Origin of the sequence: Lacisediminimonas profundi, from assembly GCF_008831265.1 — a bacterium.
GTDB classification, from domain to species: Bacteria; Pseudomonadota; Gammaproteobacteria; order Burkholderiales; family Burkholderiaceae_D; genus Lacisediminimonas; species Lacisediminimonas profundi.
On sequence record NZ_VTTH01000001.1, the window covers coordinates 468,720 to 492,038 of the forward strand.

Below are 23,319 nucleotides of genomic sequence, written 5' to 3' on the forward strand. Positions count from 1 at the left end.
TTTTTGAGTGCCCCGGGCAAATGATGGCCGGGAATGCTTGCGACCTCAGACCGCCTTGTCCGCCGCCTTTGCCTTTGCCGTCTTGGTCTTTACCGGCTTTTTCGCCACGGAAGTGTGCTTGCCGGACTTCTTCACTGGTTTGCCGCCCTTGGCTGCGGTCTTTGTCGCTTTTTTCGACGTGCCGTCGCCCTTGCTCGCCACGGCCCGCTTGTTGGCAACCTGAAGCTCCAGCTTCTGGCCTTTTGCCACGGTGTCCTTCGACAACTCGTTCCATGACTTTATCTGCGCCGTGGTCACGCCATGGCGGCGGGCGATGGATGCCAGCGTGTCTTTCTTGCCGACCGTGACGCTTATCTTGCGCGTTGGCGGCGCGTCCGGTTCCATCGACATCTTCGCGTTTTCAGCGATGTCGGGCGAGATGTCCTTTTCGATCGATTCTTCGGTCTTCGGCACCAGGATGGTCGAGCCTTCCTTCAGCACCATGCGCGGCGGGATATGGTTGACCTCGCGGATGATTTCCGGGGTGGTGCGGAATTTCTTCGCGATCGATTCGATCCGTTCGCGCGCGCCGGTCACCCGGTGCGCGGTCCAGGAGGAGAGTGCGCGCCCCCATTTGGACAGGTTGGTGCGGAATTTTTCAGCATTCAACTGCGGTAACAGGATGCGCGTGTTGCCGCCGGTGATGACCGGGCGATTGAATTGCGGATTGAGCGCCTTGAACTCGTCCACCGACAGCTCGGCCAGCTGCGCCGCCACCTTGATGTCGATGTCGCGCGTCTTGCCGATCGTGACGAAGTAGGGCTGGTTGTCGACCTTGGGCAGGGTCAGGTTGTATTGCGCCGGATTGGCGACGATGTTCTTGACCGCCTGCAGCTTGGGCACGTAGTTGCGCGTCTCGGCCGGCATGTAGGGGGCCAGGCCGTTGAAATCGGTGTCGCGTCCGGCGGCCTTGGCCTTGTTGATCGCGCGTTGTACCGAGCCTTCGCCCCAGTTATAGGCAGCCAGCGCCAGCTGCCAGTCGCCGAACATGCCGTACAGCTTTTGCAGGTAGCTCAGCGCAGCATCGGTCGAAGCCAGCACATCGCGCCGCTCATCCTTGAAGAAATTCTGCTTCAGGTTGAAGTCGCGGCCGGTCGACGGAATGAATTGCCACATGCCGGCCGCTTTTGCGGTCGACATCGCTTGCGGGTTGAACGCCGATTCGATGAAGGGCAGCAGCGCCAGTTCAGTCGGCATGTTGCGCTTTTCGAGCTCCTGCACGACATGGAACAGGTAGCGCGAGGCGCGCGTGGTGGTGCGCTGTATGTAATCGGGGCGGGACGAGTACCAGTTGAGATGGTTGGTGACCAGCTGGTTGTCGATGTCGGGAATCCCGAAGCCCTTGCGAATGCGGCCCCATACATCGACTTCCTCCATGCCCAGCACCTGCACCGCCGCCGGATCCTGCTCGAGGGCGAGCAGCGGGGACAGCGGGAACAGGGTGATATCCGACGCCTGGGCGGCAAGCGGCACGCTTGCCGTGGCAAGCGCTGCGCTGATCAGGAGAATTATTCTTTTTCGATTCATGGGCCTGGCTTGCTGGTCCGACCCAGACGGTCGGCACGAGTCATCTGTGCCGGCAGTGTAAGTAACGGTGTTTCGTCGAGTCAAGAAAAAGCCGCGCAGCAGTGATGCGGCGCAAGGCTTCTGGCGCGTTGGCAGCTTGGTAAAAAATTACGGCGCGGACCAATCCGGGGAGGGCTGCCGGTGCTCATCGCACGTTCATCGCACGTATCCGTACGATTGTGTTCCCCAGCCCCGATCCCGCCCCGCGCGCTGCGATTTTCAACCGCTTGCCAGGACATCAGGAATTACCGGAAGGAATTCTTCCACTCCCGTAAGGCAGCAAAGGCAGCAATAGGTTCCCTGGAGGAAATTCTGCCTTCGGCCGCCAGTTTATCCAGAATGCCGGGTTCCTGGTAGCGCAGAAAAGGATTGGTTGCCTTTTCGATTCCGATGGTGGACGGTACGGTTGGCTGGTTGCGGGCGCGCTTTGCCTCTTCGTCGGCGACGCGCAGGGTCAATGCCGTGTTGTTTTCGTCAACGGCTTGTGCAAATCGAAGATTGGACAGCGTGTATTCGTGTGCGCAATAGACCTGGGTACGGTCCGGCAGGGCGGTGAGCTTGGCTAGCGATTCGACCATCTGCGCCGGGGTCCCTTCAAACAGCCGGCCGCAGCCGCCCGCGAACAAGGTGTCGCCGCAGAACAGCCAGTCCTGTCGCGCTGCATGATAGGCAATATGGCCGGCGGTATGGCCAGGCACGTCGAGCACCGAGAATTCCATCTCCAGTTCCGGAATCAGGACGCTGTCGCCTTCGGCCAGGCGGCGGGTGATGGTCGGGATTGCTTCGCGCGCCGGGCCGTACACCGGCACATCGAAGCGTTCCAGCAATGCCGGCACGCCGCCGGCATGGTCAGCATGGTGATGTGTCAGTAGAATAGCTGCCAGCGTCAGTTGACGCTGATCCAGTGCTGCAAGAATGGGCGCCGCGTCGCCCGGGTCCACCACCACCGCGTGCACGCCATTGTGAATCAGCCACAGATAGTTATCTGCAAAGGCGGGGACGGGCAAAACACTCACGGCACTCTTGATCGACATAGGCATGGACCACCAGACATCAGAAAAACCCATTATAGCCCTAGGCTCCTGGCTCGACAGTCCGGCGGGTGCCTATGTGAAGGCGTGGGAGCAGGCGCGGCTCGATGCGCTGACTGCCGACATCTTCGGGTTCAATGCGATCCAGATCGGGTTGCCGGAGGTTCAGGGGCTGGCCGCCAACCGCATGCCGTCCAAATGGCTGACCGACACCCATGTGCCGGAAGGCCGCAAGGTGCCGGTCGTGGTCGTGCATGATTTCACCGAGTTGCCCTTCGCCACGCAGAGCCTGGACCTGGTGCTGCTGCCGCATGTGCTCGAATTCGCCGCCGAGCCGCACCAGGTGTTGCGTGAAGTCGAGCGCGTGCTGATACCGGAAGGACAACTGATCATCACCGGCTTCAATCCGGCCAGCATGTGGGGCCTGCGCCAGCTGGCCGGACGCGTGAGCGGCGCCCATTTCCTGCCGCTGGATGGCGAATTCATCAGCGTGCCGCGGCTGAAGGACTGGCTCAAGCTGCTCAACATGGAAGTCAATCGCGGACATTTCGGCTGTTATGCGCCGCCTTGCCGTACCGACAAGTGGCTCAATCGCTTTTCCTTCATGGAAAAAGCCGGCGACCGCTGGTGGCCCTATCTGGGCGCGGTCTATGTCGTGCAGGCCATCAAGCGTGTCAAGGGGATGCGGATGGTGGGGCCGGTATGGAACAAGAACAGGGCGCCCGCCCGCTCGGCAGTGCCGGTCGCGAACCAGGCAAGCAAAACCCCGCAACATGAAAACAGCGCACAGCAGAAAGAGCAATGGAACAAGTAGAGATCTATACCGATGGCGCCTGCAAGGGCAATCCCGGCCGCGGCGGCTGGGGCGCCTGGCTTTGCGCCGGCGGGCATGAGAAAGAGATTTTTGGCGGCGAGCTCAATACCACCAACAACCGCATGGAATTGCGCGCCGTGATCGAGGCGCTCAACCTGCTCAAGCGCCCCTGCAAGGTCATTGTCCATACCGACAGCCAGTATGTGCAAAAGGGTATCAGCGAGTGGATACACGGCTGGAAAGCGCGCGGCTGGAAAACCGCGAACCGCGAGCCGGTCAAGAACGTCGACCTGTGGCAAGCGCTGGACCAGGCCCAGGCCCGGCACCAGATTGAATGGCGCTGGGTGAAAGGCCATGCCGGGCACGACGGCAACGAGCGCGCCGACGAACTGGCAAACCGCGGCGTCGAGGCGGCCAGCCCGGTCTCCTAGCCGCCCGGGCGGCACCGGCCTGTCGCGAATGGCAATTTGCATTATGCTTGTCGCACACTTGCGCGGATATCGCGACGCGATAGGGCAATTTCAGGATAACCAGAAAAAATGAACTTCCGGAGTATCAGTTACAGCGCCGTGGCCGTGGTTGGCATCGCGCTGCTTGGAGGATATGCCTACTATTCCCAACGCGCGCCGCAGAAGCCGAAAGAGCAGTCCGCCACAGCGGCGCCGGGCGCCGGCGGCCAGCGTGCCGCGGCCGGACCAGTCGCGGTCGAGGTGGTGCGGGTCGACACCATGCGGATGGTGGACGAACTCAACTCGGTCGGTACGCTGCGTTCCAATGAATCAGTGATCCTGCGGCCGGAAGTCGCGGGCCGCATCGTCAAGCTGAATTTCCGCGATGGCCAGATGGTGAAGAAGGGCCAGCAACTGGTGGCTTTCGACAGCAGCGTCAACCAGGCCGAAGTCGGGCAGGCGCGCGCAGAACTGAATATCGCGCAATCCAACTATCGCCGCAACGAAGACCTCGCCAGCAGGAAATTCATTTCCGAACGCGCCAAGGACGAGTCCCAGGCCAATGTCCAGGTGCTGGAAGCAAAACTCGCACTGGCCCAGGCCAGGCTCTCCAAGCTGGAGATACGCGCGCCATTTTCCGGTGTGGTCGGCATCCGCACCGTCAGCGTCGGCGACTATGTGAAAGACGGGGCCGACCTGGTTAACCTGGAAGACCTTTCCAGCGTCAAGGTCGACTTCCGCATTCCTGAAAAATATGCCGACCTGGTGCGGCCGGGCCAGGGCATCGAAGTCATGCTCGACGCGCTGCCCGGGCAAACGTTCAAGGCCCGGGTCGATGCGATCGATCCCCAGGTCGACAGCACCGGCCGCTCGGCGCTGCTGCGCGGGCGTATCGAGAATCCGCAAGGCCGGCTCAAGCCCGGCATGTTTGCCCGCGTGCGCCTGATCCTGGCCCAGCGCGACCAGGCGCTGGTGGTTCCGGAAGAGGCGATTGTTCCGCAGGGACAGAAGCAGACGGTGTGGAAAGTGGTCGATGGCAAGGCGCTAAGGACTGAGGTGAAAATCGGCCTGCGGCGCAATGCCAAAGCCGAGATTGTCGAAGGCTTGGAGAAAGGCGACGTGGTAGTCACGGCCGGCCAGATCCGCTTGTCGCGCGACGGCATGGCGGTCAGGATCGGCGGCGGCCAGGCTGCGGGCAAGCCGGACGGCCAGGCAGTGGCGGCACGACAATAACAAAGGCAGCGCATGGTCATCTCCGAAATCTGCATACGACGCCCGGTCTTTGCGACCGTCATGTCGCTCATCATCGTGCTGGTGGGACTGGTGTCCTACAACCGCCTGTCAGTACGCGAATACCCGAAGATCGATGAACCGGTGGTCACCGTCGACACCAGGTATCCGGGCGCCAGCTCGGATATCGTCGAAACCCAGATCACCAAGGTTCTTGAAGACTCGATCGCGGGCATCGACGGCATCGACGTGCTGACCTCGATCTCGCGCGACGAGCAGAGCCAGATCACGGTGCGTTTCAGGCTGGAGAAAGACCCCGATTCCGGCGGCAACGATGTGCGCGACCGGGTTTCCCGGGTGCGCGCCAAATTGCCGCTCACGATCGAAGAGCCGGTGATTGCCAAGGTCGAGGCCGACGCCAACCCCATCATCTGGCTGTCGTTCTCGAGCGAGACGATGAAACAGCTCGACCTGACCGACATTGCCAACCGCATCGTCAAGCCGCGGCTGCAACTGCTGCCGGGTGCGGCCGACGTACGGATCAATGGCGAGCGCAAGTACTCCATGCGGCTCTGGCTCAGCCGTGAAAAACTGGCGGCCTACCGGCTGACCACGGCCGATGTCGAAGACGCGCTGCGCAAGCAAAACATCGAGGTGCCCGCCGGCCGCATCGAATCGAGTCAGCGCGAATTCTCGGTGGTGTCCCAGACCGACCTGACGCAGGTGTCGCAATTCGAGGACATCATCGTGCGCACCGTCAACGGCTTTCCGGTGCGGGTGAAGGATGTCGCCACCGTCGCCCTGGCACCGGCGGCGGAGCGCTCATCGGTTCGCTTCAACGGCCGCAATGCGGTGTCGCTGGGCATCATCCGCCAGGCCACTGCCAACCCGCTCGAACTGGCGAAATATGTGCGGGCCGAGTTGCCGCGCCTGAATGAAGAACTCAAGCCGCAGGGCGTGCAGGTGAATATTTCGGTTGACTACACCGAGTTCATCGACCGCTCGATCCGTTCGGTGTACACCACGATCGCCGAAGCCGTGGTCCTGGTGGCACTGGTCATTTTCGTGTTCCTGCGCTCGCTGCGTGCGGCCATCATTCCGCTGGTGACGATACCGGTCTCGCTGATCGGTTCCTTCGCGCTGATGTCGATGGCGGGGTTTTCGATCAATACGCTGACCCTGCTGTCGCTGGTGCTGGCGATCGGGCTGGTGGTGGATGACGCCATCGTCGTCCTCGAAAACATCTACCGGCATATAGAAGACGGCATGGCGCCGGTGGCTGCCGCCCTGAAGGGGGCCAAGGAAATCGGCTTTGCCGTGGTCGCCATGACGCTGACACTGGCTGCGGTATATGCACCGGTCGCTTTCACGCCTGGCCGCACCGGCCGCTTGTTCATCGAGTTTGCGCTGACGCTGGCCGGCGCCGTGATCGTGTCCGGCTTCGTGGCGCTGACCCTGTCGCCAATGATGTGCTCGGTCATGCTGCGCCATCAGGAAAAACATGGGCGGATGTACCAGCTGGTCGAGAACGCACTGGTTGGACTGACCAATGCTTACCAGCGCGCGGTTACTGCGACCCTGAAGGCGCGCTGGGCGGTGGTGCTGGTCTACCTGCTCGTGATCGCGCTGCTGGCCTGGCTGGGGACCGGCATGAAAAAGGAACTGTCGCCGATCGAGGATCGCGGCACCATTTTCACCTCTCTCTCCGGGCCGGATGGCGCCTCGCTCGCCTACACCGAGAAATTTGCACGGCGCGTGGAGGGGATCGTGGCCGGCGTGCCGGAAATCAACCGCGTGTTCATCGTTGCCGGCAATCCGACCGTGGAGCGCGGCATTGCCGTCATTCGCGTGACCGACTGGGATGAGCGCGATCGCAAGATCCAGGACATCCTGAAAGAGATACAGCCGAAGATGCAGGCCATCCCCGGGTTGCTGGCGTTTCCGAACCTGCCGCCTTCGCTTGGACAGTCCATCCGTGAGCGGCCGATCGGACTGGTGGTGATGACCAGCGACACCTATCCCAACCTGCAGAAGACGGTGCAAAAGATCGTCGACGAAGCCAGGGAAAATCCCGGCCTGGTCAATATCGACACCGACCTTCGGCTGAACAAGCCACAGGTAAGCGTGCAGGTCGACCGCGACAAGGCGGCCGATGCCGGCGTGCCGATCGAGACCGTTGGCCGCACGCTGGAGACCATGCTCGGCGGACGCCAGGTGACGCGCTTCAAGAAGAACGGCGACCAGTACGACGTGATCGTGCAGATCGAGAATGTGCAGCGCGAATCGCCGGACGACATCAGCAACATCTTCGTGCGTGGCACCGGCAAGAATGGCGCGCCGGATCAGATGATTCCGCTGTCGAGCCTGCTCAAGCTGCGCGAAACCGTTGCACCGCGCGAATTGAACCATTTCGCCCAGCGCCGCGCCGTGCTGATTTCGGGCAATCTTGCGCCCGGCTATTCGCAGGGCGAGGCGCTCGACTTCCTGGAGGGCGTGGCCCGGAAGCACATCAAAGCCGGCGACGCCATCGACTTCCAGGGCTCGGCGCGCGAATACAAGCAATCCAGCGGCAGCCTGGCGCTGACTTTCGTGCTGGCGCTGGCCTTCATCTACCTGGTGCTGGCGGCGCAGTTCGAGAGCTTCGTCGATCCGTTCATCATCATGCTGACGGTGCCGCTGTCGATGGCGGGGGCGCTGGCGGCGCTGCAACTGGCGGGCGGAACGCTGAACGTGTTCAGCCAGATCGGCCTGATCACCCTGGTCGGGCTGATTACCAAGCACGGCATCCTGATTGTCGAATTCACCAACCAGTTGCGCGAGCAGGGCATGGAAACCGCCGAGGCGCTGGTGCAGGCGACCGTGCTGCGGCTGCGCCCGATCCTGATGACTACCGGCGCCATGGTGCTGGGATCCTTGCCGCTTGCGCTGGCCCACGGCGCCGGTGCAGAATCGCGGCAGCAGATCGGCTGGGTGATCGTCGGCGGAATGACGGTGGGAACCTTGCTCACCCTGTTCATCGTGCCCACCTTCTACACATTCTTCGCGCGCCGCAAGCTGCCGCACCCGGCAGAGGCACCCGCTGCGCCGCTGGCGCCAGCCGCGCCGCACCAGGCATGACATCCGATATGAGATCCGATGTGATATCCGATCACTCGGGGATTTAACAGACAAGAACCGCATGCGACAAATCGTACTGGACACTGAAACTACCGGACTGAACCCGCGCTCGGGCGACCGCATCATCGAGATCGGCTGCGTCGAACTGTTCAACCGCCGGCTCACCGGCAACAACCTGCATTACTACGTCAATCCGGAGCGCGACTCGGAAGAGGGCGCGCTGGCGGTCCACGGCCTGACCACCGAATTCCTGGCCGACAAGCCAAAATTTGCCGATATCGCCAGCGAATTGCGCGACTATCTGCAAGGCGCCGAGGTGATCATCCACAATGCTCCCTTCGACATCGGCTTCCTCGACGCCGAATTCGAGCGGCTGCAGGTGCCGCCATTCAACCGGCATGTGGCCGGCGTGATCGACACCCTGGTCGAGGCCAAGGCGCTGTACCCCGGCAAGCGCAATTCACTGGACGCGCTGTGCGACCGTTACGGCGTCTCCAATGCCCACCGCACCTTGCACGGCGCGCTGCTCGATGCCGAGTTGCTGGCCGAGGTGTACCTGGCAATGACCCGCGGCCAGAACAGCTTCACGATCGACTTGCATGCCGACGAGGGGCGGGCCGGCGAAGCCCACCTGCCGGTACTGCCCTTGGGCGATGTCCTGGTGCTGCGTGCTGGCGAAAGCGAACTGGCCGCCCACGAACAGGTGCTCAATTCGCTCGACAAGGAAGTGCGCGGAACCTGCGTCTGGCGGGCGGCTGCACCTGCACGTTGATTGATTGGCCGCACTGTGTAATAATTCCGCTTCTGTTTTCGGGAGGTTAGCTCAGGGGTAGAGCGATCGCCTCACACGCGATAGGTCGCTGGTTCGAAACCAGCACTTCCCACCACCGAATCCGAAAAAAAGCCTGCACCACCGGTGCAGGCTTTTTTTCGCGCTTTTTTTCCTCTTTTTTCCCTCTTTTTCCGGGCCTGTCCCGGGTCCCGGCTGCATCTTCAGGAAAATTCCGCACGCATTGCGCTGCCGGTTGAATCATTCCCGCAATCCAGAATCAGAAATAGAGCCACTTGCTATCCTCAGGCCCGCTTGCGCATGCGCACGGGAGAATCCGGGATCGGTTGCGATGGGGGACCATGAGGAACGATTGATGACGAACTTTCTTGCAAACACTTCTTTTTCCTGGCGCGATGCCTTGCCCGGCCTGCTGTTCGCTGCTTCCTGTTTTTCGACAGCATTTGCATTGCTCGGATTCTCCGGCAGCCGCCTGGGTCCTTGCAAACGCCGCTTGCTGGTGGCGAGCGCGCTGGCTGTCCTGCTGGTGGGGCTTGGCGTGCTGGCGATGCTGCCGATCGGATCGGGGCCGGGCCCGCAATCGCTTGGGCTGGCGCTGGTGCTTGCCCTTGCGGCATTGCTGGTATCCGTCGCCTTGTGGCCGCTTGCATGGCGTGCGCGCAGCGAGCCGCAGCGCGCGCTGCAGCAACTGCGCGATGCGGTCCGCCAGCTGGAGCACGAAGTGGTCGAGCGCAAGCGCGCGGAACAGGAACTGCAGAAATCGCGAGAGCTGTTGCGCCAGCTGTCCGCTTACCAGGAGCAGGTCAAGGAAGATGAGCGCAAGCGCATTGCCCGCGAAATTCACGATGACCTGGGGCAGAGCCTGATGGCGCTGCGTATCGATATCTCGATGCTGGAAGCACGCACAGCGCATTCTCACCCATTGCTGAACCAGAAAGCCGGCCAGGTCCTGCGCCACATCGACGCTGCAATCAAGTCGGTGCGCTCTATCATCAACAACCTGCGTCCGTCGGTACTTGACCTGGGCCTGCATGCGGCGCTGGAGTGGCAGGTCGGACAGTTCCAGCGACGCACCGGAATCAGTTGCGAGCTGTCGATGGAAGGGCCGGATCCGAGCGGCGACCTGGACGATCAGCTTGCCACTGCATTGTTTCGGGTGCTGCAGGAGTCGCTGACCAATGTCGCCCGCCACGCGCAGGCAAGCATGGTGTCCATCACCGTACGGCCCGAAGGAGAGCGTGTCGTGATGACGGTCGCGGATAACGGCGTGGGAATCTTTCCGGGATGCCGGCGCAAGCCGAATTCGTTCGGCCTGCTCGGTATAGGCGAGCGCATAAGCTCGCTGGGGGGGAGTTTTACCGTGGACAGCGTACCGGGGGAAGGAACGGTGCTGACGGTGTCAGTCCCGATCCATTCACCAGTCGCCAGTGCGCACATGCCGCTGGCTGGCTAAGGACACAAGCCGCGGATCAGCGCGGCGGTGGCGCTGGCGGCATGCCGGGTGGAGGCGGGGGCGGCGTCACATAAGACGATGCCGGCGCGCTGTAACGCGGCGTGCTCATCATGCTCGCCGATCCCGGGATCTTGTGCCCTTTGGCGTACATACATTGCTGGTAAGCGATGTCATAGCGGCGCTGGATGCCGCCAGCCGAGCTTTGCCCGGCACCGACACCCGCCAGGCCGCCCATGGCCATGCCTGCGCCCGCACCGACGCCGGCGCCGCGGCTACCGTTGGCCGCTGCACCTGCCACGGCACCGAGCACGGTGCCCAACGCGGCGCTGCGCACGCCACTGTCAACGGTTGCCGTATCGGTGGTCGTGCTGCCCAGGTTCGCCTGCGCGAAATTGCGGCAATCCATGTCGTCCAGCCGGAACTGGTCGAAGTTCTTGCTGGTGCCGGGCAGCACCATCACGCTCGGTCCGGAGGGCATCGAGGCGGTACAGCCTGCCAGCAGCAGTGCAGAGGCCAGCAGCGGCAGGATCAGGGTCTTGTTGGACATGCGCATGTTCATTCAATTAGCGGAGGGGTGTTGCCGGCACCTGCAGCCAGCCAGCCGGGCATTCCTTGACGTACGGATAGTACGCCTTGGCGTCGTCGCAGTAGTACCAGGTAGGGCTGGATTGCGGTGCCGCAGCAACCTGTGGCGCTTGCTCGATATAGGTCACCGGTGCCGGCGCGACCACCACCGGCGCGACTGGCGCGTAGTAATAGGGTGCCGGCGGGTAGTAATAGGAAGGCGGGTAGTAGGGATGCGATCCGTAATAGGCGGCTGCCCCGATCGCCAGCGGCACGCCGATATACAGCCCGAATCGTGCGCCGCCATGCCCGTGACCGTGATGAGGGCGTGCGATTGCACTGGCCGGCAGCGCGGACAGCATCGCCAGCAGCAGCGAGCCTGCTACCAGGATATTTCTTTTTTTCATGACCGACACTCCGGACGCAAGACCACCAAGGATCAACAAATTCAAGTTTAGTCCGCCGTTTGCATGAGCGGGAGGAGTTGTTACTGATTGATACAAGGACAACAATACTCTACATGCTGGTTCGCTCGGGTCGCGATCCCCATGTCCGGTGATCGGACCTGCTACCTGCTATCTGCCCCGGCTTCGTGGCGGGGCCGCTTTTATCTGGATCGCACCGCCTGCCCTTGGCTTCACTTGTCCATGCTTGCGGGCGATCTGTTCCACCCGCTCCACGCGCGGGGTGGCGCTGCCAGGCCTTGCGCCGGCCGGTTTGCGAATCGCCTCGCTGCCGGCACGGGGAACCAGATGACGGTCGGTATTGCCGATCAGGTCACCACGACCCATTCGCACCAGGGCTTCCCGGATGATCTCCCAGTTCTGCGGATCGTGATAGCGCAGGAAAGCCTTGTGCAGCTTGCGGTTGCGGCCGGTGCGAACCGTCTCGACCGCTTCGGCGGAGGCACCGGTCAACGGCTTCAGCGGATTGCGCCGCGAGTGGTACATCGCGGTTGCCAGCGCCATCGGCGTGGGCAGGAAGGTCTGCACCTGGTCCAGCCGGAAGTTGTACTTTTTCAGCCACAGCGCCAGGTTCAGCATGTCCTGGTCGGTCGTTCCCGGATGGGCGGCGATGAAGTAGGGGATCAGGTACTGCTCTTTGCCCGCCTCGCGCGAGAAGCGCTCGAACATGCTGCGGAATTCTTCATAGGCGCCCATGCCGGGCTTCATCATCTTCGACAGCGGGCCTTCTTCCGAATGTTCGGGTGCGATTTTCAGCAGGCCGCCGACATGGTGCGTCACAAGCTCTTTCACATACTCGGGCGAGCGCACCGCGAGGTCGTAGCGCAGGCCCGAACTGATCAGGATCTTCTTGATGCCGGGCAGCGCGCGCGCCTTGCGGTACAACTGCACCAGCTTGCCGTGGTCGGTGTTCAGGTTCGAGCAGATCGACGGGAATACGCAGGACAGGCGGCGGCAGGATTCTTCGGTTTCCTTGTCCTTGCAAGCCAGCCGGTACATGTTCGCGGTCGGCCCGCCGAGGTCGGAAATGACGCCGGTGAAACCTTTTGTCTTGTCACGGATCAGCTCGATCTCGTTCAGGATCGATTTTTCCGAACGGCTCTGGATGATTCTCCCTTCGTGCTCCGTGATCGAGCAGAAAGTGCAGCCGCCAAAGCAGCCGCGCATGATGTTGACCGAGAAGCGGATCATGTCCCATGCGGGAATCTTTGACTTGCCATACGACGGATGGGGCGCGCGCGCATAGGGCTGGTCGAACACGTAATCCATCTCGTCCATTTCCAGCGGCAGTGGCGGTGGATTCAGCCAGACGTCGCGTTCTCCATGCGCCTGCACCAGCGCGCGCGCATTGCCGGGATTGGATTCGAGGTGGAACACCCGCGAAGCATGCGCGTACAGCACCGGATCGTCCTTGACCGATTCATAGGACGGCAGCCGAACCACGCTCTTCGATCGCACTTCCTTCATCTGCGCCAGGCGTTCGTCGCGCGACATGATCCTGATGGGCTGTACTGCAGCTTGCAGCGGCTGTGTCGCAGCCGCCTGTCCGTCAGCCGGGGTGGCGCAGCTGTCGTCGTTCTTTGCCTTGATCTCGTAGGGATCGGGATGCGGCTCCACCCGGCCCGGCTTGTCGATCCGGGTCGAATCCACTTCCGACCAGTCCGGCGCCGGCTTCCATCCGCGCGGCGCCATGAAGACGGTGCCGCGCAGATCGCGGATTTCACTGATGGCTTCGCCAGCGGCCAAGCGGTGGGTCAGCGCCAGCAGCGCCCGTTCGGCATTGCCGAACAACAGGATGTCAGCCTTGGAGTCCGGCATGACCGAGCGCCGCACGTTGTCCGACCAGTAATCGTAATGGGCGATGCGGCGCAGGCTGGCTTCAATGCTGCCGAGCACCACGTTGACGCCGGGATACGCCTCGCGCGCACGCTGGGCATAGACCACCACCGCGCGGTCCGGCCGGCGGTTGGCCGCGCCGTCCGGGGTGTAGGCATCGTCGGAGCGGATCTTGCGGTCCGAGGTATAGCGGTTCACCATCGAATCCATGTTGCCGGCCGTGATGCCGAAATACAGGTTCGGTTTGCCCAGTGCGCGGAACGGCTCCGCCGAATGCCAGTCCGGCTGGCTGATGATGCCCACCCGGAACCCCTGCGCCTCCAGCAGCCGCCCGATCAGCGCCATGCCGAAGCTGGGATGGTCGATGTAGGCATCTCCGGTAACCAGGATCACGTCGCAACTGTCCCAGCCCAGCCGCTGCATCTCCTCCCGGCTCATCGGAAGGAAGGGGGCGCGCGCAGCGGTGCGTCCGCGGTAAGGCGGGTAGGAACGGATGTTTTTCGGAGATTCCATAAGCAACAGCGGGCGACCGAAGCCGGTGCCCGCGACAATGACAGCAAGGGGAGAAGCCGACAGTATGACAGCTTTGCCGAAGCCCCGTCCGGCGCCCGGCGAGGAATAGTTTCCCTGAGGGAAATTACGCTAGAATCCTTATTTCCTCAAGGCACCACCTGACTCCCGCCGCGTCCCATGCGGACGGGTCTTTTCGTCGTCTTCCTTCTTCAGTCAGCCATGAATGCAAGCAGTGCAGAATCCGGACCGCAGCAGTTTGTGGTTGAACTGCTGGGGTTCAATGATGGCGAAAAGTCCCTGCTGGCCTCTACCTTCAGGCTGACCGGGCGGCGGCCGCACTCGCCATTCTCGTATGCGGAAGACGAGGCCGGTCGCACCGACCTCTACCTGGTCAATGCCGATCATGCGCAGGCGATGGCCGAACTACGGCTGCGCGGCCCGAATCTTTACTGTCCGGCGGTGCTGATCGGCGGCGACGATGGCCAGCCGTGGCCGGTCGTGGATCGGCCGATCCATTGGTCGCGCCTGTTCGACACGCTGGACAAGGTGATGCTGGTTGCGCTTGATCGTCGCGCCAGCCGCAAATCCGAATCGTCGGATAGCAGCATGGCGCGCCGGCGCACCGACCTGCCAAGGCTGGCGCCCGTCGCGCCGGCGCGCCCTGTCAGGCGCGAATCGGTGCTGGTGGTGGATGACAGCACCACGGTACGCGCCTTCATGCGGTCCCGGCTGACGCCGTTCCGCTTCGATGTGGACTACGCCGCCAACGGCGAGACCGCGATCGACATGGCGCGCGCAAAATCCTACACCTGCATTTTCCTTGATGTGCTGATGCCGGGCATCGACGGCTACGAGGTCTGCAAGCGTCTCAAATCCGAACCGAAGACCCAGGCGACCGCGGTCGTCATGTTGAGCAGCAAGTCTTCGCCGTTGGACAAGTTGCGTGGCAACTGGTCCGGTTGCGACGCTTACCTTGGCAAGCCGGTCGAGGAAAACGAATTGCTGGCGACGATTGCGCGATTCCTGCCGAGCGCCCGGCGGGTGGTGAACGCGATGCTGGGCACCGAGCAGCCCTGAGCCCCTTGGTCTATGCTGGCGGCTGGTTCAGCAAGGACTGTCAAACTTCAGGAGGCGACAATGGAAATACCATCGGATCACGCCCAGGCGGGAGCGGTGCAATGAAGCGCGCATGGCGCCTGGCTATTGGCCCCGCACTGGCACTGTCGCTGCTGCCGCCGCTTGCGGCAGCCAGCGCCGGGCTGCCGCTGTTCGACGCCCACATGCACTACAACGTCGAAGCGCGCAGCGTGCTGACTCCGGAGCAGGTGATCGCGCTTTGGCGCCACCAGGGCGTCAAGGGCGTGCTGGCGACCAGCCGGCCCAACCAGGGCACGCTCGACCTGATGGCGACCCTGGCGCGCGACGGTGGCAAGGATATCGTCATCGCGCCCTTCGTGCGGCCGTACCGGGTGCAGCCCGACCGCCACGACTGGTTCGCCAATCCAGACATCGAGAAGCTGGTCGAAACTGAACTCAAGCGCGGCTTCTACCGCGGCATCGGCGAGTTCCATATTTTCGGCAAGGATGCAGACGCACCCTATGTCGCGCGCATGGCACGCATGGCGAAGCAACGCGGACTGTGGCTGCATGCGCATGCCGATGAAGATGCGGTGGAACGCATCCTGCGCCACGCGCCTGGGGTGCGCATGATCTGGGCGCACACCGGCATGAGCACCGGACTCGACCAGGTCGATTTGATGTTTACCCGCCATCCATCGCTGGTCGGGGAACTGTCCTACCGTTCCGACATGGAAGAGAACGGCACGCTCAGTCCGCGCTGGCGCGCGCTGCTGATGAAATATCCGGACCGTTTCGTCATCGGAACCGACACCTGGGTCACCTCGCGCTGGTCGCAGGTGCCCGATATCCTGGCCACCTACCGCCGCTTGCTTGCCGCACTGCCACCCGACGTCGCCGAAAAAATTGCCTGGCGTAATGGCATCTCACTTTTCGCAGGGCAGTAGCCTGCTGCTGCTGATGCCTGTTGTTGCCGGTTGTTGCCTGGTCTTCCCGGTCCTGTGCCGGCTCCAGCGGAACCTGTTGTCCGGCGGGCAATCCAAGCCCGACTGGACACTGGATATGCAAGGAGGGCAATAGTGGATCGATACGAAAGTCATGAAGCAGGCAACAAGAGTGAAAAGGGCGCCAGATTGGCAGTTGCGCTGCTGGGCGGGGCGGCGCTTGGCGCGCTAGCCATGTACCTGGCCGACCCCGAGCAGGGCCGCAGGCGGCGGGTGCTGGCAGCAGAGGCAATGCGCAACATGAGCGAACGAACCGGCGACGCCGTTAGTGCCGTGTGGAGCGAGGCGTCCAGCCGACTTTTCGGGTGGCAGGAAGGCGCGACCCGCCTGACCGGGGCGCGCAGCGTAAAGCCGATCGATGATCATGTGCTTGAAGCGCGCGTGCGCTCCAAGCTCAACCGTCTGGTCACCAACGCCAACGCCATCGATATCGTTGCCGACCAGGGCCGGGTCACGCTGAGCGGTCCGGTGGTGGAACAGGAGCGCGATGCCGTGCTGGAACTGGTGCAGGCCATCCCCGGCGTTGAATCGGTGCGGGCAAGCCTGGACGACGGCGGGCGCATGCAAACCCAATGGAGCGGCGTTTCGCTGCTGGCGCTGGCCGGCGGTGTGCTGCTCGGCTACTACGGACTCACCCGGCGCGGCGGCAGTGGCATCGCCACCATTGGCGCCGGTCTCAACTGGCTGTCACGCAACGTCCGCGGATTCGAACTGATGCGCCTGTTCGGCGCAGCCGGGGAGAGCGGGGCGGCCAAGGCTGCGAGCGAGAACGAGCCGGCGGTGACAGAGCGCACCATCGACATCAAGCCTGCGCCCGACGATGTGTTCGATGTCTGGAACAAGGGGCAGGTGCTGCATTGACCCCGGTCTGAAGCAGGTCTCCTGCCGGAACCACGTGCCGCCACTCGTATCCAATGAATCCGGGCTTGCCCGGTTCATCGATAAAGAGGAGTGGATCATGTTGCAATCAAATGAAATCCGGCAACGCTGGAGTCACATCGAGCAGACGATTCATCACGCGGCCGACGCCTGTAATCATGCGGATGGCGTGCCGATGGACCTGAAGGACTGCGTCCAGAAAATGGATCAGCGCAGCCAGCAGATCAGGCAGGAGATGCAGTCGGCGGATCAATCGCGCATCACGCAATGCGTGGATGAAATGGAGGAAATGGGCGACCGCGCGAAAGACGCCTGCGAGCGCGCCGGCAGGGTGAACGACGACCTGCGGCAGGCGGTCATGCAGGCACATGACGAACTGTCGCAGTTGAAGCATCAGCTGCATTGAAGCTTGAACCCGCAGCGCGGGTGCGGCCGAACGGGCCACGGCTTGCCGCAGCCCGTTCGTGTCGCCAAGGGTCATCGGTGAATGGATGGATGGCTGGATGAGTGCCGTTCAGTCGTGCCGCCGTCCCATCCTGAACAACTGCCTCACCAGGAAGCCGGCCGCCGCTGCAATCGCCAGCGCCGCCATCGGCTTTTCGCGTATGCGCTGGCGCGTATCCGCCACCACATGGGACTGCACATCCTTCAGCTTCGCTGCCTTGTCCGAGAGCGTGGCCTTGGCCTGCGAGGCGAAGCCCGACAGCTTGTCGACGGCGCCGTGGGCCGTGCTCGACAGGCGGCTGCTTGCCGACGTTGCAGCCTGCTCCATCTTGTCCATCCCTTCCTGCGCCATCTCGCGCGTTTCCTGCATGGCCTGCCGTGCCTTGGCCTCAAGTCCGGTAGTCCGTGATTGCGGCGTTTCCATATCTGTTTCCTTTCCTGTTGGCTGTGAGCATCCCGTTTCAATTAGTATTGGGTGCATGGATAAAAAATCAGGAGACCCGCCAATGTCCAGCGCGCAGCCACTTTTGTGGAGCCCTTCCAGCGAGCGAATCGAGCAAAGCCGCCTGACCGACTACCTGCGCTGGCTTGCGCGCGAGAAAGGACTGGAGTTCGACAGCTACGATGCCCTCTGGCACTGGTCAGTCACGCATCTGGAATCGTTCTGGGAATCGGTTTGGCAGTACTTCGACGTGCAGAGTTCCGCGCCGTGGACGAATGTGCTCGACACGCACAAGATGCCCGGCGCCAAGTGGTTCGAAGGCGCGCGCCTGAATTTTGCCGAGCAACTGTTCCGCTTTCACACCGGACAGGACGGCAGCCGCCCGGCCATCATTTCCCGTTCGGAGTTGCGCGGCACGCAGACCGTGTCGTGGGATGAGTTGCGCGGACAGGTCACGCGCGCCGCTGCCGGCCTGCGCGCGATGGGCGTCGGTCCCGGCGACCGTGTGGCCGCATTCATGCCGAATGTTCCCGAGGCGGCAGTCGCATTCTTTGCCTGCGCCAGCATCGGCGCGATCTGGTCCAGCTGCTCGCCCGACATGGGCACCGCCAGCGTGCTCGACCGTTTCCGACAGATCGATCCCAAGGTGCTGATTGCAGTCGACGGCTACCGCTACGGCGGCCGCGACTTCGAACGGCTGCCGGTGGTGCAGGCGCTGCGCGCTGCGCTGCCCACGCTGCAGCACACCGTGCTGCTTCCCTATCTGGACCCGCAGGCCGGCCTCGACGGCGCGCACAGCTGGGAGCAACTGTGCGCGCCGTCCGCGGATACAGCCAATCAAGCGATCCGCTTCGAACAGCTGCCGTTCGACCATCCGCTGTGGGTACTGTATTCATCCGGCACCACCGGCATGCCCAAGCCCATCGTGCACGGCCACGGCGGCGCCTTGCTGGAGAGCCTGAAAGGGCATGCCCTGCAACTGGACCTCGGCCCGCGCGACCGCTTCCTGTGGTTTTCCACGACCGGCTGGATCATGTGGAATTCGCAGGTCACCGGCTTGCTGGTCGGCGCCACCATTTGCATCTACGATGGCAACCCGGGCTACCCCGACCTTGGCACGCTGTGGAAGTTTGCCGAAGACGCGGAGATCACTTTCTTCGGTGCCGGCGCGGCCTATTTCGCCAACTGCCTGAAGGCAGGCATCCAGCCGGCCCGGCTGGCTGACTTGTCCCGCCTGCGTTCGGTCGGCTCCACCGGTTCCCCGCTGTCGGCCGAGTGCTACGACTGGATCTATCGCGAGGTCGGCCAGGACTTGCTGCTGGCTTGCATCAGCGGCGGAACCGACATTGCAGCAGCATTTGTCGGCGCCTGTCCCAACCTGCCGGTGTACTCCGGCGAGATGCAGTGCCGCTGCCTCGGTGTCGCGGTGCATGCACTGGACGAGCGCGGCGAGTCCGTGATCGATGCGGTCGGCGAGCTGGTAGTCACCGAGCCGATGCCATCAATGCCGCTGTACTTCTGGAACGACCCCGGCAACCAGCGCTATCTCGAAAGTTATTTCGACACCTACCCCGGCCTGTGGCGGCATGGCGACTGGATCCGCATCACTGCGCGCGGCGGTGCGGTGATCTACGGCCGCTCCGACACCACCATCAACCGCCACGGCATACGCATGGGCACCGCCGAGATCTATCGCGTCGTGGAAGAATTTTCCGAAGTGCTCGACAGCCTGGTGGTGGACCTGGAATACCTGGGCAAGCCCTCGTTCATGCCGCTGTTCGTGGTCCTGCGCGATGGTGTGAAGATGGACCTGAACCTGGAGCAGGCGATCCGCGAGCGCATCCGCAGCCAGCTCTCCGCGCGCCACGTACCCGACCAGATCGTCGTCGTACCCGAGATTCCGCGCACGCTGACAGGCAAGAAAATGGAGCTGCCGATCCGGAAGCTATTGCTCGGCATGCCCATCGAAGAAATCGCCAATCCGGACGCAATGAGCAATCCCGGCTGCCTGACTTGGTACCAGCACTATGCGGGGCGCCACACCGGCTAGGTTTTTGCGTCGAGGGCTCCGGATCAGGCTCCGGCGATCCAGCCTTCGAGCGGATCGCAGGCTGGCGTCCCGAAATTCTGTCCGCGCCGCTGCCAGCTCCATGCGGCAGCGAGCAGGCACAACACTGCGTCCAGCAAGTCTGCGCCGGGATCGTCCACCAGCGCCGACCGATGTGCCCCCACATCCAGCTTGACGGCCAGCGGATAGGCGCCGTCGGTCACGGCATCCAGGATCAGCATACGGGCGCGGCGCCGCTCTTCGCTCTGCTTGCGCGGATCGTCGTTCTTGTACGACTGCCGTGTGATCGAGCGCGCCACCAGTCCGGGATAGCCTTCCAGCGCGATCCGCTGCGGGTCGCCGGCATGCAAGCCGTGCACGGAGACGCCTGCCTCGAGCAGCCGCGGCGCGCCGGCATGCAGCATGTAAGCCACCGGCGGGTTGACCCATTTCATCGGGGAAGAAGATCCGGCCGGCAGGTCGGTCGCCCTGTGGGCGAACTTGTTGCCGGGCTCACGGCTGTCGCAGAATGCCTTGAACAAGGTCCGCAATTCCTGCCGGGTGTGGCTGCGCAGGTGGCGGATCAGCGCCGGCCACTCGAGCGGCCAGCCAAGGTGGACGACCAGTTCGCGCGGCAGTGAAAACGGAAAATCGAAAGCGCCCAGCCACGGCCCGGGCCGTTGCAGCCAGCTTTCGAAAGAAGGGAAATCATGCAGCGAGATCAGCTGGTCCAGCACCAACAGCTCGCCTTCCAGGTGGCCGCCGGCGATGGTGATCGCCTTGCGGCGCGAGGGCGCAGAGGTAAAGTCGATGCCGTAGAGCTGCATGGCGCAGGATCAGCCCCCGGCAGCGGCGCGGTCCGCCGGCCCGGCGGGGAGGGTGGCCAAGGGAAACAGGGTGGCCAGGGCGCAGCGGCCAGCCTGCCGGCCACCCCTGGCCAGGACCCGGACTTCAGGCCCGGATCTGTGTGGCCACATCCGGCAGCACCACGTTCACATCGAGCACTTCCAGGTTGCCCTGGCGGTCGAGCGAAATCTTGATGTCGTCCGGATTCACCCGCGTGTACTTCGAAATGACTTCGATCAGCTCCTTGTGCAGCGCCGGCAGGAAATCCGGTCCGCCCTGGCTGCCGCGCTCGCGCGCAATGATGATCTGCAGCCGTTCCTTGGCGGTGACGGCCGATTTTGGCTTGCTGTTGAACAGGAATGAAAGCAGGGCCATCACTTGCCTCCGAAAATGCGCTGGAACAGGCCAGGCTTCTGGTATTCGGTGAATCGTAGCGGCTTGTCCTCGCCGAGGAAGCGCGCGACCACGTCCTTGTACGCTTCGGCAACGTCGCTGCCTTCAAGGTGGATTGCCGGCTGTCCGGAGTTGGATGCATGCAGCACATTTTCCGATTCGGGGATGATGCCGATCAGCGGAATGCGCAGGATTTCCTGGACGTCGGTATAGGACAGCATCTCGCCGGCTTCCACGCGCTTGGGCACGTAACGGGTCAGCAGCAGGTGTTCCTTGACCGGCTCCGCGCCGTTCAGCGCGCGCCGTGACTTGGCCTGGATGATGCCGAGGATGCGGTCCGAGTCGCGCACCGAAGACACTTCCGGATTGGTGACCACGATCGCTTCGTCGGCGAAGGTCAGCGCCATCACCGCGCCATGCTCGATGCCGGCCGGCGAGTCGCAGATGATGAACTCGAAATCCATCGCAGCCAGGTCGGTCAGCACCCGCTCCACGCCTTCTTCCGACAGCGCGTCCTTGTCGCGCGTCTGCGAGGCCGGCAGCACGAACAGGTTCTCGCAATGCTTGTCCTTGATCAGCGCCTGGTTCAGCGTGGCTTCCTTGTTGACCACGTTGATCAGGTCATACACGACGCGCCGCTCGCAACCCATGATCAGGTCGAGATTGCGCAGACCGACGTCGAAATCGATCACGACGGTCTTGTGGCCGCGCAGTGCCAGGCCCGATGCGAAGCTGGCGCTGGACGTGGTCTTGCCGACGCCCCCCTTGCCCGATGTTACGACGATGATTTTTGCCACAACGACACTCCTCCTGCTGGGATAACGGTGATGTTGATATTGATGTTCATGTTCATGTGCTGCGTTCGCTGCTGATCGGCCGCATTTCCAGGCGGTCGCCTTCCAGCCGTACTTCGGCCGGCTTACGCGCCATTTCTTTCTGCTGGCCGTCCTCGAAGGTGCGGTAAATGCCGGCGATCGAAACCAGTTCCGCTTCCATCGATAGTGCGAAGATGCGGGCGCCGGCATTGCCGCTGGCACCCGCCAGCGCCCGACCGCGCAAGGGCGCGTAGACGTGAATGCTGCCATCGGCGATCAGTTCGGCGCCGGCATTGACGGCGGCGGTGACCACCAGGTCGGCATCGCGCGCATAGATACGCTGGCCGCCACGCACCGGCGTGTCGACGATCATGCAGGCCGGCCGGGATGGAGCAGGGGAGGACGCAGCGGCGGAAGCAGGAACCGAAGCAAAAGCGGGAGCGGGCCGGGCCGGCGCCGGTGCTGTTTGCGCCGGTTCCGCATCCGGTACTGGCGTACGGCTACCGACTTCGTCCAGCGACAGGCCAAGCTGATGCAGGGCCGGTTGCAGCGCAGACGGTGCATGGCGCACGGCCACCGGGTTCAGGTTCCAGCGACGAAGCAGCGCCAGCAAGCCGGCCCAGTCGATCGAAGCGATGCCGGCTTCATCCAGCGCCAGCTCGATGACCGCCAGTTCATGGTCGAAATAGTCCTGCTGGCCGCCCGTGAGCTGCGCCAACTGCTGGTCGGCCTGCCCCAGGTCTGCGGTGTGCAGGATGATGGTCACCGCGACAACCGTCGCGATCTTTGCTTCCAGCGCTTTGCCGGCTTGTTTCTTGGACATTAGATACGAAGTGCGTGGACCAGCATGTGCCGGCCGGCGGCCGGCGACGAATGACGCTGGATTATACCTGCCGGCAATAGTCCGGGGGCGGGTTTGGTGACGGCAGGCGATCGCTCCGGAAGTTTGGAAAAAGTGGCTCCTTTCCTGAATGGAACTGTTTCGCCAGTGCCGGCACAGAGTCGCCACTGCCATGCAGTCACGAAACTCATTCAACTTCCAAGGGAATGCCGATGACAAGCACGACACTTTCAAGTACCCGGACCATGCCGCTCACCACGGCCACAACCACCACGACAACCACCACAACGGCCAGCCCGTACCGTCCAGTCGGCACATCGACTACCGCAAGCACCACTACCGCAAGCACCAATCCACAAGCGCCCAGCACCTCGGGTGCTGGCCCCGCCACGCCGACGGTCACGCCCCGGGGTCAGGTCTTGACTCTTACTGCACAAATGTCCGGTAAGTTACAAGCCAGGACCTGCCCGCCATCCCAAGGATTGAGCGAGATCCTGAGCGAAAGCCGCCGAACAATGCGGCGGCTTTCGAACACAAGCCAAGGCCAGTTTTAACACTTGCATGCCGAAGGAACCGGGAATCTGTTTCGGATACCCAGCGTAAAGGCGGGAAGCAGCTTGCATGCAGCGTTGCAGGCAAGGCAGACCGGATCCCATTGCGAATAA

The 23,319-nt window shown here is 62.9% G+C and carries 22 protein-coding genes and 1 tRNA gene; 12 read left to right on the forward strand and 11 right to left on the reverse strand.

The features are described from left to right. Positions 1-45: 45 nt before the first annotated feature. On the reverse strand, positions 46-1,566 hold the full coding sequence (locus tag FVE66_RS02105; RefSeq protein WP_151445724.1) for a transglycosylase SLT domain-containing protein: 1,521 nt from the start codon (positions 1,564-1,566) through the stop codon (positions 46-48). A gap of 284 nt (positions 1,567-1,850) precedes the next feature. Beyond that, a complete protein-coding gene (gene gloB, locus FVE66_RS02110) occupies positions 1,851-2,672 on the reverse strand; it encodes a hydroxyacylglutathione hydrolase (protein ID WP_241672972.1) in 822 nt (273 codons plus the stop codon). Here gloB and FVE66_RS02115 point away from each other — a divergent pair. The 7 genes from FVE66_RS02115 (at position 2,644) to FVE66_RS02145 (ending at position 10,489) form a co-directional block, all read left to right on the forward strand. Then, complete coding sequence (locus FVE66_RS02115; RefSeq protein ID WP_151445725.1) at positions 2,644-3,450, forward strand: class I SAM-dependent methyltransferase; 807 nt, start codon at positions 2,644-2,646, stop codon at positions 3,448-3,450. The two genes, gloB and FVE66_RS02115, sit on opposite strands and share 29 nt — an antisense overlap. Beyond that, on the forward strand, positions 3,438-3,881 hold the full coding sequence (gene rnhA, locus FVE66_RS02120; protein WP_151445726.1) for a ribonuclease HI: 444 nt from the start codon (positions 3,438-3,440) through the stop codon (positions 3,879-3,881). The genes FVE66_RS02115 and rnhA overlap by 13 nt, the downstream gene beginning before the upstream one ends. Before the next feature lie 108 nt (positions 3,882-3,989). After that, positions 3,990-5,132, forward strand: coding sequence for an efflux RND transporter periplasmic adaptor subunit (locus FVE66_RS02125; protein ID WP_151445727.1), 1,143 nt, complete (start codon positions 3,990-3,992; stop codon positions 5,130-5,132). 12 nt (positions 5,133-5,144) lie between these two features. Further along, a complete protein-coding gene (locus FVE66_RS02130; protein WP_151445728.1) occupies positions 5,145-8,246 on the forward strand; it encodes an efflux RND transporter permease subunit in 3,102 nt (1,033 codons plus the stop codon). Positions 8,247-8,307: 61 nt separating this feature from the next. Beyond that, complete coding sequence (dnaQ, locus tag FVE66_RS02135; protein ID WP_151445729.1) at positions 8,308-9,018, forward strand: DNA polymerase III subunit epsilon; 711 nt, start codon at positions 8,308-8,310, stop codon at positions 9,016-9,018. A 40-nt stretch (positions 9,019-9,058) separates the two neighbouring features. Then, positions 9,059-9,133 (forward strand) — tRNA-Val (locus tag FVE66_RS02140). A 258-nt stretch (positions 9,134-9,391) separates the two neighbouring features. Beyond that, a complete protein-coding gene (locus FVE66_RS02145; RefSeq protein ID WP_241672973.1) occupies positions 9,392-10,489 on the forward strand; it encodes a sensor histidine kinase in 1,098 nt (365 codons plus the stop codon). A 16-nt stretch (positions 10,490-10,505) separates the two neighbouring features. Here the strand turns inward: FVE66_RS02145 and FVE66_RS02150 are convergent, their stop codons facing one another. The 3 genes from FVE66_RS02150 to FVE66_RS02160 all read right to left on the reverse strand — a co-directional run bounded on the left by FVE66_RS02150 (position 10,506) and on the right by FVE66_RS02160 (position 13,866). Continuing rightward, positions 10,506-11,036, reverse strand: coding sequence for a hypothetical protein (locus tag FVE66_RS02150; protein ID WP_241672974.1), 531 nt, complete (start codon positions 11,034-11,036; stop codon positions 10,506-10,508). Between the two features lie 16 nt (positions 11,037-11,052). Next, positions 11,053-11,460, reverse strand: a complete 408-nt coding sequence (locus tag FVE66_RS02155) for a hypothetical protein (RefSeq protein ID WP_151445732.1) — start codon at positions 11,458-11,460, stop codon at positions 11,053-11,055. A 168-nt stretch (positions 11,461-11,628) separates the two neighbouring features. Next, positions 11,629-13,866 (reverse strand): YgiQ family radical SAM protein, encoded by a 2,238-nt coding sequence (locus FVE66_RS02160; protein ID WP_151445733.1) that lies wholly within the window; start codon positions 13,864-13,866, stop codon positions 11,629-11,631. A gap of 219 nt (positions 13,867-14,085) precedes the next feature. Here FVE66_RS02160 and FVE66_RS02165 point away from each other — a divergent pair, with 219 nt between their 5' ends. The 4 genes from FVE66_RS02165 (at position 14,086) to FVE66_RS02180 (ending at position 17,232) form a co-directional block, all read left to right on the forward strand. After that, positions 14,086-14,943, forward strand: a complete 858-nt coding sequence (locus tag FVE66_RS02165) for a response regulator (RefSeq protein ID WP_161993157.1) — start codon at positions 14,086-14,088, stop codon at positions 14,941-14,943. A gap of 101 nt (positions 14,944-15,044) precedes the next feature. Further along, positions 15,045-15,890: an amidohydrolase family protein gene (locus FVE66_RS02170; RefSeq protein WP_151445735.1), complete on the forward strand. Its 846-nt coding sequence runs from the start codon at positions 15,045-15,047 to the stop codon at positions 15,888-15,890. A gap of 132 nt (positions 15,891-16,022) precedes the next feature. Continuing rightward, positions 16,023-16,808: a BON domain-containing protein gene (locus FVE66_RS02175; RefSeq protein WP_151445736.1), complete on the forward strand. Its 786-nt coding sequence runs from the start codon at positions 16,023-16,025 to the stop codon at positions 16,806-16,808. 97 nt (positions 16,809-16,905) lie between these two features. Beyond that, positions 16,906-17,232, forward strand: coding sequence for a hypothetical protein (locus FVE66_RS02180; protein ID WP_151445737.1), 327 nt, complete (start codon positions 16,906-16,908; stop codon positions 17,230-17,232). Between the two features lie 108 nt (positions 17,233-17,340). Here the strand turns inward: FVE66_RS02180 and FVE66_RS02185 are convergent, their stop codons facing one another. After that, positions 17,341-17,694: a hypothetical protein gene (locus FVE66_RS02185; protein ID WP_151445738.1), complete on the reverse strand. Its 354-nt coding sequence runs from the start codon at positions 17,692-17,694 to the stop codon at positions 17,341-17,343. A gap of 82 nt (positions 17,695-17,776) precedes the next feature. On the opposite strand from FVE66_RS02185, the gene FVE66_RS02190 reads away from it, so the two are divergent. After that, on the forward strand, positions 17,777-19,762 hold the full coding sequence (locus FVE66_RS02190) for an acetoacetate--CoA ligase (RefSeq protein WP_151445739.1): 1,986 nt from the start codon (positions 17,777-17,779) through the stop codon (positions 19,760-19,762). 23 nt (positions 19,763-19,785) lie between these two features. Here FVE66_RS02190 and FVE66_RS02195 read toward each other — a convergent pair whose 3' ends face one another. From FVE66_RS02195 to FVE66_RS02215, 5 genes are all read right to left on the reverse strand, one after another. Further along, positions 19,786-20,586, reverse strand: coding sequence for a DUF429 domain-containing protein (locus FVE66_RS02195; RefSeq protein WP_151445740.1), 801 nt, complete (start codon positions 20,584-20,586; stop codon positions 19,786-19,788). Positions 20,587-20,710: 124 nt separating this feature from the next. Further along, positions 20,711-20,980, reverse strand: coding sequence for a cell division topological specificity factor MinE (gene minE, locus FVE66_RS02200; protein ID WP_151445741.1), 270 nt, complete (start codon positions 20,978-20,980; stop codon positions 20,711-20,713). After that, complete coding sequence (minD, locus tag FVE66_RS02205) at positions 20,980-21,795, reverse strand: septum site-determining protein MinD (RefSeq protein ID WP_151445742.1); 816 nt, start codon at positions 21,793-21,795, stop codon at positions 20,980-20,982. Before minD ends, minE begins: the two co-directional genes overlap by 1 nt. A 52-nt stretch (positions 21,796-21,847) precedes the next feature. Continuing rightward, entirely contained in the window at positions 21,848-22,636 is a 789-nt protein-coding gene (gene minC, locus FVE66_RS02210) for a septum site-determining protein MinC (protein WP_151445743.1), read from the reverse strand. Positions 22,637-22,841: 205 nt separating this feature from the next. Then, complete coding sequence (locus FVE66_RS02215) at positions 22,842-23,045, reverse strand: hypothetical protein (protein ID WP_151445744.1); 204 nt, start codon at positions 23,043-23,045, stop codon at positions 22,842-22,844. Between the last annotated feature and the right edge of the window lie 274 nt (positions 23,046-23,319).